Here is a 6,876-nt window from a genome sequence, read left to right as displayed (position 1 = left end):
CGAGCGCGAGCGCGGTCGCCGCGAGTCCCGACGCCACGGTGGCCGCCGTCGGGCCGTGCTCCCGGAGGGCGGCCGCGGCGGCCGGCTCCGCGAGCTCCAGCACGATGGCGCGGAGCACCGGGATCCCGAGGATCAGCACCGCGAGCACGCCCGAGTAGACCGCGTAGGCGAGGTCCATCGGCGACGTGCCCCCGCGCTCGAGCCGGATCGCGCGGACCGTGCGGAGCGTCCGCCCCGCCGTCACGCGACGTCGCCGACGAGCGCGACGGACCGGCCGGCGACCGCCGTGCGGAGCACGGCGCTGTGCGTCGCGAGCACCATCGTGCGGCCGGCGGCGATCTCCTCGCGGAGGATCCCGATCACGAGCTGCAGCCGGTCGGGGTCGAGCCGCTGCTCCGGCTCGTCGAGGAGGAGGACGTCGTAGGGCCGCACGGTCGCCATCGCGAGCGCCGCGAGCTGCGACTGGCCCGAGGACAGCTCGTGCGGGAAGCGGCGGGCGAGCGACGCGAGCCGCCAGCGCTCGAGGTGCTCCGCGGCGTGCTCGCGGGCGGCGCCCGCGTCCCGTCCCCACGTCGCCGCGATGACGGCGAGGTGCTCCTGGAGGGTGAGGTCCCGCGCGACGGGCGGATGGCCGATCGAGCCGGACACCGCCCGGCGGAACCCCCGGTCGCGCTCGTCGACGGCCCGGCCCCGCACCCGCGCGGATCCCGACGTAGGCCGGCTGAGGCCCGCGATCACCCGGAGAAGCGTGGTCTTCCCGGCACCGTTCGGGCCGGTCACGGCGACCGCCTCGCCGTCGCGGGCCACGAGGTCGGTGGGCCGCAGCAGCGGGATCCCGTCGACGACCACGGACACCCGCTCGACCTCGACCGAATCCCCCATCCGGCCATCCTGCCGCACGCGTCCGCGACCGCGTCCGATGGGACGCGCGGCGGGCGCGGATCGGCCGTCCGCCGGGATCAGACCTCGAAGTCGACCGACGCCGCGGAGGCCACGAGGCTCCGCACGAAGGCCGCGACGCGCTGGTGCTCCGGGTGCACGTCGTAGGCGTCGAGCGCGGCGCGGTCGTCGAAGTCGGCGATGAGCACGAGGTCGTGGCTGCGCGCGGATCCGACCACGTCGCGCCCCACCTGGAACGAGCGGATGCCGGGCACGAGGCCGGGCAGGGTGCCGAGTGCCTCGGCGACGCGGGCGGCGTCGCGATCGAGGGCGGCGGGATCGCGGTCGGCGAGCTTCCAGGAGACGACGTGGCGCAGGGTCATGCCCCGACCCTATCCGCGCCGGCGGCGGCCGTCCCCGCGGGAAGCCGCCCGCGTCGGGTCAGCGGGCGTCGAGCGCGGCGCGCAGCCGGTCGGCGTCGATGCGCCAGTAGTTGTGCACCCGTCCGTCGATGAGGAGCACGGGGATCTCCTCCGCGTACCGGTCGGCCAGCGCCCGGTCGTCGAGGATGCTGCGCTCCTCGAGCGTCACCTCGGCGGCCCGCGCGGCGTCGAGCCCGCCGATCACCTGCGTCACGACCTCCCGGGCGTCGTCGCAGAGGTGGCAGCCGGGCTTGCCGACGAGGGTGAGGACGGTGGCGCTCATCCGTCCAGCGTAGGCGAGCGCCCGCGCGCCGCCGCCCGGACGGCCGGCGCAGGAGCGTCGCCTACGCTGAGGCGATCATGGTCGAGCAGGCGGGCACCCCGGTCCTCGCGCTCTTCGACGTGGACAACACCCTCATCCACGGCGCGAGCGTGTTCCACCTCGTGCGCGGGCTCCGGGCGGCGGGACTCCTCACGGCGCGCGACATCGTCGGCGCGGGGTGGAAGCACGCGCGCTTCAAGGCGCGCGGGGAGAACGACCGGCACCTCGCCTCCGCGCGCGCCCGCGGCCTCGAGGTCGTCACGGGCGTGACGGTCGCGGACATGGCCCGCCTCGCCGACGCCATCTACGAGCAGCACACCGCGCGCACGGTCTGGCCGGAGACGCTGGGCCTCGCGCAGGAGCACCTCGCGAAGGGCCACCAGGTCTGGCTCGTGACGGCGTCGCCCGCGTTCCTCGCCGACGTGATCGCGCGGCGCCTCGGGTTCACGGGCGCGCTCGGCAGCGCGCTCGAGGTGCGTGACGGCGCCTACACGGGCCGCCTCGACGGCGAGTTCCTGCACGGCGCGCACAAGGCCGACGCCGCGCGGTCCCTGCTCGCGCGCACCGGCGCGGCGCCGGACGACTGCTGGGCCTACTCCGACTCGCGGCACGACATCCCGCTGCTCACGCTCGTCGGGCACCCCGTGGTCGTGAACCCCGACCAGGCGCTCGCGGCCCACGCTCGCGGATCCGGCTGGCCGTCCCTCCGGCTGCGGCGCGCGAGCATCCGCGACGCCCGTCGACGCGTGCGCCGCGAGGCCGCGCAGGCCGCAGGCCCCGCCGCCCCGTGACCGCCGCGCTCCGCCACCGGCGCAGCACCACGACCGGCACCGACGCCCGCATGCCGCCGCACGCACGAAGAGGACGCCGCCCCGTCTCCGGGTCGGCGTCCTCTCCTCGCGTGCTGCGCCCTCATGGACGCGTCCGCTCTACTTCTTGTTGCGACGCTGGTGGCGCGTCTTGCGAAGCAGCTTGCGGTGCTTCTTCTTCGCCATGCGCTTGCGACGCTTCTTGATCACTGAACCCATAGGGGCACCTCATCTGTTGCCGGACGGAACGCGCGGGCTCTGGTGACCCGCGGAAAATAGCCTCAGAGGAGTCTAGCCGACATCCGACATGCCGGTGTGACGCGAGGCGTCGCCGGGCTGGCCGGGCAGCGCGTTCGACGGGTCGATCGCGGCCAGGACGGCGGACTCCGGCACGCGGAACGAGCGGCCGAAGCGGATGGCGGGCAGGTCACCCGAGTGCACGAGGCGGTAGACGGTCATCCTGGAGACGCGCATCATCTCCGCGACCTCGGCCACCGTGAGGAATCGGACGTCGGACAGGTCACGCGACATGGGCGGATCGACTCCTCGTTCTGCGTGACCGGCTCACGGGCCGTGGAGCACCCGCGATGCGGGCGCTGGTGCGCGAGTCTAGGGGTCCGGATGGACGCGTGTCCATCGTGTCACATCCTGCATCACGCGTCCCGCGCGCTCCCCGGCTTCCGGCCCCGCAGACGGCCGAGACCCGCCTGACCCGCGGTGCCCGCGACCCGCGTCGCGTCGTGCACGGCGGCCGCCGCCTGGTACCGGGTGTCGGCCCAGATCCGTCCGAGGGACGCGGCGAACGGATAGCCGGACGGGTCGTGGTCCCCGTCCTCGTCGGGGTCCCGCGAGAGGCCCCCGCCGAGGAGGCCCGTGTCGGGATCGGCGGCGGCGTCGTCGAGCGGCCGGTCGTCGCGGCCGTCGTCGACGAAGGGCGCGATCCAGGCGTCGAGCACCTCGAGCGGCGCCGGCTCCAGCCGGTAGTAGCGGTGCTGCCCCTCCTCCCGCACCGACACGAGGCCGATGTCGCGGAGCACGCGAAGGTGCTTGGAGACGGTCGGCTGGGTGAGCCCGAGCGTCTGCACGAGCTCCGACACGCTGATCTCGCCCGTGGGCGCCTCGGGCACCGCGCGACGGTCGAGCAGCACGCGGAGGAGGTCGCGGCGGGTGGGATCCGACACGACGTCGAAGATGTCAGCCATGCCCGAAGGCTATTCCGTCCCGCGCTCGCAGTACCATGGCGAACCGGGCCCCAGGGCCGTCGAACGGACAAGGGGACCATGCGCGTCAGGCCGGATCACGGGCGACCCCTGCTGGGACGCATCCGCGACTTCCTCGACTACTTCGCGCACTCCACGCCCGCGCGCTTCGCGATCCTCATCTTCGCCGCGCTGGTGCTCACGCTCACCACGATCCTCATGCTCCCGGGCATGACGACGTCGGGGGACGCGGCGCCGTTCGCCGACGCCCTCTTCACGGCCGTCTCCGCCATCTGCGTCACGGGCCTCGCGACGGTCGACATGGCCACGTACTGGACCCCGCTCGGCCACGCGTTCATCGCCCTCGGCGTGCAGATCGGCGGCATCGGCGTGCTCACGCTGGCGTCGATCATGGGCCTCATCGTGTCGCGCCGCCTCGGCCTCAAGGCCCGGCTCATGGCCGCGAGCGACAGCAACCCCCTGCGCATCCACCACGGCCCCGTCGCGGAGGGCCAGGCCGTGAAGCTCGGCGAGATCGGCACGCTGCTGCTCACGGTCGCGATCAGCGCCCTCGTCATCGAGCTGTCCATCGCGGCGCTCCTCTTCCCCCGGATCCTGCTGGAGGGCATCCCGGTCGGCCAGGCGGCGCTCGACGCCTTCTACTACTCGCTCATGGCGTTCACGAACACGGGGTTCGTCTTCAGCGAGGCCGGGTTCGAGCTGTACCACCAGGACTACTGGTTCCTCAGCCTCCTCATGGTCGGCGTCTTCCTCGGCAGCATCGGCTTCCCCGTCATCTACGCCGTCTACCGCGGGTGGCGGAAGCCCCGTCGGTTCTCGGTGCACGTGAAGCTGACGCTCTGGACGTCGCTGATCCTCATCGTCCTCGGCACGCTCGCCTACGTGATCCTCGAGTGGGACAACAAGCGGACCTTCGCGCTGATGGACCCGGTGCAGCACGGGTTCCAGGCGCTGTTCCTCTCCGTCATGACGCGCTCGGGCGGGTTCTCGACGCTCGACATGGCCGAGTTCGGCAACGCGAGCCTGCTGGTCACGGACATGCTCATGTTCATCGGCGGCGGATCCGCGTCCACCGCCGGCGGCATCAAGGTCACGACCCTGGCGATCCTGTTCCTCGCCGCGTTCGCCGAGGCCCGCGGCAGCGAGTCGATGGAGGTCTTCGAGCGCCGCATCCCGAGCGACGTACTCCGCCTGGCGGTGAGCATCGTGCTGTGGGGCGCCACGACGGTGGCGCTCAGCAGCATCGTGCTCCTGCAGATCTCCGGCGAGCGCCTCGACTACGTGCTCTTCGACGCGATCTCCGCCTTCGCCACCTCGGGCCTCAGCACGGGCTTCACGGCCGAGGCCACCGATCCCGCGAAGTACGTGCTCGCGGCCACCATGTTCCTGGGACGCGTCGGCACCGTGACGCTCGCGGCCGCCCTGGCCGCGAGCACGAGGCGCCAGCTGTTCCAGCGCTCCGAGGAGCGCCCGATCGTCGGCTGATCCGACGACCCGCGTCCCCCGCACCTGACCCACCCACCGCACCGCCGCACCAGGAAGGCCCCCCATGGGCGAACGCATCCCCCACAACGCCCCCGTGCTCGTGATCGGCCTCGGCCGGTTCGGCGCCGCGACCGCCGGCCAGCTGGCCCGGCTCGACCGCGAGGTGCTGGCGATCGACGCGAGCGAGGGCCTCGTGCAGAAGTGGTCCGACCGGGTCACCCACGCGGTGCAGGCCGATGCGCGCAACATCGAGGCGCTGCAGCAGCTCGGCGCCAAGGACTTCTCCATCGCGGTGGTCGCGGTCGGCTCCTCCATCGAGGCGAGCGTCCTCATCACCGCGAACCTGGTGGACCTCAAGATCCCCCAGATCTGGGCCAAGGCCATCAGCCAGTCGCACGGCAAGATCCTCGAGCGCATCGGCGCGAACCACGTGATCTACCCGGAGGCGGAGGCGGGCGAGCGGGTGGCGCACCTCGTGTCGGGGCGGATGCTCGACTTCATCGAGTTCGACGACGACTTCGTGCTCGCCAAGATGTACCCGCCGAAGCCGATCCGCGGGCTCGCGCTCGCCGAGTCGTCCGTGCGCCGCCGCTACCGCATCACCGTGGTCGGCGTTAAGACGCCCGGCAAGCCCTTCACCTACGCGACCGCGGAGACCGTCGTCTCGAACCACGACCTCATCATCGTGTCCGGCACGTCGGCCGACATCGAGCGGTTCGCCTCGCTCTCCTAGGCACGGGCGAGGCGGGGCGCCCCGTGCAGGGCGCGGCGCGGCATGCGTGCCGCGCGCGTCAGCCCGCCGCGAGCTCCCGCGCCCGGGCGAGGGCGGCGTCCGTCGCGCGGTCGAAGAGCCCCGACAGGTCGGCCGCCTGCAGCACCTCGACGGCCCGCTCGGTGGTGCCCTTCGGGCTCGTGACCCGGCGCCGCAGCTCGGCGGGGTCGTCGTCGGACGCGGCGAGCAGCTCGACCGCTCCGCGGAACGTGCCCTGCACGAGCACCCGCGCCTCCTCCGGGCTGAAGCCCTTGGCCTCGGCGGTGCGCGTCAGCTCCTCGACGAGGAGGAAGACGTAGGCGGGCCCCGATCCCGAGATCGTGCTGAGCGCGTCGATCCGCTCCTCGGGCACCTCGACCACGTCGCCGACGGTCGCGAACACCGCGCGCGCGAGCGCCAGGTCCTCGGGAGTCGAGCGCGTGCCCGCCGCGAGCCCGGCGACGCCGCGGCCCACGAGCGACGGAGTGTTCGGCATCGACCGCACCACCGCGACGTGGGCCGGCAGCAGCGCCTCGAACGTCGCGATGGTCACGCCGGCCGCGACGCTCACCACGAGAGTGCCGGGATCGAGGTCGTCGGCGACCTCGCGCAGCAGGTCCGGGACCATGTGCGGCTTCACGCCGACGATGACGACGCGGGCCCCGCGGACCGCGCGGCGGTTCGCGTCGGGGTCCTCCTCGACGCTCGCGGCGGAGACCCCGTCGCGGCGGGCGAGGGCCGACGCGCTGGCCGCGGAGCGGGTCGTCACGCGCACGTCGCCGTCGACCCGGACCCGCGGCGAGAGGAGGCCGCCGAGGATGGCGCCGTTCATGGATCCGGTGCCGAGCATCGCGAGCGTCGGGAGCCGGACGGGCTCCGTCGTGCTCGCGGGATCGGCGGGGGGGGGGGGGGGGGGGGGGGGGGGGGGGGGGGGCCCCCCCCCCGGGGGGGGGGGGGGGGGGGGGGGGGGGGGGGGGGGGGGGGGGGG

The 6,876-nt window shown here is 73.8% G+C and carries 10 protein-coding genes and 1 pseudogene; 3 read left to right on the top strand and 8 right to left on the bottom strand.

Going from position 1 to position 6,876, the window contains the following annotated elements; all coding sequences use genetic code 11:
* The 4 genes and pseudogenes from Q6969_RS11610 to Q6969_RS11595 form a co-directional block, all read right to left on the bottom strand.
* A pseudogene (locus tag Q6969_RS11610) lies at positions 1 to 244 on the bottom strand (hypothetical protein); the annotation flags it as partial.
* A complete protein-coding gene (locus Q6969_RS11605) occupies positions 241 to 882 on the bottom strand; it encodes an ATP-binding cassette domain-containing protein (protein WP_317230582.1) in 642 nt (213 codons plus the stop codon). The pseudogene Q6969_RS11610 and the gene Q6969_RS11605, both read right to left, overlap by 4 nt.
* A gap of 77 nt (positions 883 to 959) precedes the next feature.
* Entirely contained in the window at positions 960 to 1,262 is a 303-nt protein-coding gene (locus Q6969_RS11600; protein WP_094115015.1) for a Dabb family protein, read from the bottom strand.
* 58 nt (positions 1,263 to 1,320) lie between these two features.
* Complete coding sequence (locus Q6969_RS11595; RefSeq protein ID WP_317230581.1) at positions 1,321 to 1,584, bottom strand: glutaredoxin family protein; 264 nt, start codon at positions 1,582 to 1,584, stop codon at positions 1,321 to 1,323.
* 77 nt (positions 1,585 to 1,661) lie between these two features.
* Here Q6969_RS11595 and Q6969_RS11590 point away from each other — a divergent pair, with 77 nt between their 5' ends.
* Positions 1,662 to 2,414: an HAD-IB family hydrolase gene (locus Q6969_RS11590; protein WP_317230580.1), complete on the top strand. Its 753-nt coding sequence runs from the start codon at positions 1,662 to 1,664 to the stop codon at positions 2,412 to 2,414.
* Between the two features lie 138 nt (positions 2,415 to 2,552).
* On the opposite strand, the gene Q6969_RS11585 is transcribed toward Q6969_RS11590, so the two are convergent.
* The 3 genes from Q6969_RS11585 to Q6969_RS11575 all read right to left on the bottom strand — a co-directional run bounded on the left by Q6969_RS11585 (position 2,553) and on the right by Q6969_RS11575 (position 3,634).
* A complete protein-coding gene (locus Q6969_RS11585) occupies positions 2,553 to 2,651 on the bottom strand; it encodes a 30S ribosomal protein bS22 (protein ID WP_003792170.1) in 99 nt (32 codons plus the stop codon).
* A 72-nt stretch (positions 2,652 to 2,723) separates the two neighbouring features.
* The gene (locus tag Q6969_RS11580) at positions 2,724 to 2,963 is read right to left on the bottom strand and encodes a helix-turn-helix domain-containing protein (RefSeq protein WP_317230579.1); all 240 of its coding nucleotides are present in this window, start codon (positions 2,961 to 2,963) and stop codon (positions 2,724 to 2,726) included.
* Between the two features lie 122 nt (positions 2,964 to 3,085).
* Positions 3,086 to 3,634: a metalloregulator ArsR/SmtB family transcription factor gene (locus tag Q6969_RS11575; RefSeq protein WP_317230578.1), complete on the bottom strand. Its 549-nt coding sequence runs from the start codon at positions 3,632 to 3,634 to the stop codon at positions 3,086 to 3,088.
* A 78-nt stretch (positions 3,635 to 3,712) separates the two neighbouring features.
* Between Q6969_RS11575 and Q6969_RS11570 the strand changes: the two genes are divergently transcribed.
* On the top strand, positions 3,713 to 5,137 hold the full coding sequence (locus tag Q6969_RS11570; protein ID WP_317230577.1) for a potassium transporter TrkG: 1,425 nt from the start codon (positions 3,713 to 3,715) through the stop codon (positions 5,135 to 5,137).
* A 64-nt stretch (positions 5,138 to 5,201) separates the two neighbouring features.
* Positions 5,202 to 5,870 carry a TrkA family potassium uptake protein gene (locus Q6969_RS11565; RefSeq protein ID WP_094115009.1) on the top strand — a complete coding sequence of 223 codons (669 nt, stop codon included), beginning with the start codon at positions 5,202 to 5,204 and terminating at the stop codon, positions 5,868 to 5,870.
* A gap of 58 nt (positions 5,871 to 5,928) precedes the next feature.
* On the opposite strand, the gene proC is transcribed toward Q6969_RS11565, so the two are convergent.
* A complete protein-coding gene (proC, locus tag Q6969_RS11560) occupies positions 5,929 to 6,738 on the bottom strand; it encodes a pyrroline-5-carboxylate reductase (protein ID WP_317230576.1) in 810 nt (269 codons plus the stop codon).
* Positions 6,739 to 6,876 lie beyond the last annotated feature (138 nt).

The sequence above is a fragment of the Clavibacter sp. MX14-G9D genome (assembly GCF_032917815.1).
Classification (GTDB): Bacteria; Actinomycetota; Actinomycetes; order Actinomycetales; family Microbacteriaceae; genus Clavibacter; species Clavibacter michiganensis_K.
This window is presented reverse-complemented; position numbering and strand designations above follow the sequence as displayed.

Coding starts and splice junctions, on each gene's coding strand:
- Q6969_RS11605 (WP_317230582.1), bottom strand. CDS start 882: ATGGGGGATTCGGTCGAGGTCGAGCGGGTGTCCGTGGTCGTCGACGGG.
- Q6969_RS11590 (WP_317230580.1), top strand. CDS start 1,662: ATGGTCGAGCAGGCGGGCACCCCGGTCCTCGCGCTCTTCGACGTGGAC.
- Q6969_RS11585 (WP_003792170.1), bottom strand. CDS start 2,651: ATGGGTTCAGTGATCAAGAAGCGTCGCAAGCGCATGGCGAAGAAGAAG.
- Q6969_RS11600 (WP_094115015.1), bottom strand. CDS start 1,262: ATGACCCTGCGCCACGTCGTCTCCTGGAAGCTCGCCGACCGCGATCCC.
- proC (WP_317230576.1), bottom strand. CDS start 6,738: ATGCTCGGCACCGGATCCATGAACGGCGCCATCCTCGGCGGCCTCCTC.
- Q6969_RS11580 (WP_317230579.1), bottom strand. CDS start 2,963: ATGTCGCGTGACCTGTCCGACGTCCGATTCCTCACGGTGGCCGAGGTC.
- Q6969_RS11570 (WP_317230577.1), top strand. CDS start 3,713: ATGCGCGTCAGGCCGGATCACGGGCGACCCCTGCTGGGACGCATCCGC.
- Q6969_RS11565 (WP_094115009.1), top strand. CDS start 5,202: ATGGGCGAACGCATCCCCCACAACGCCCCCGTGCTCGTGATCGGCCTC.
- Q6969_RS11575 (WP_317230578.1), bottom strand. CDS start 3,634: ATGGCTGACATCTTCGACGTCGTGTCGGATCCCACCCGCCGCGACCTC.
- Q6969_RS11595 (WP_317230581.1), bottom strand. CDS start 1,584: ATGAGCGCCACCGTCCTCACCCTCGTCGGCAAGCCCGGCTGCCACCTC.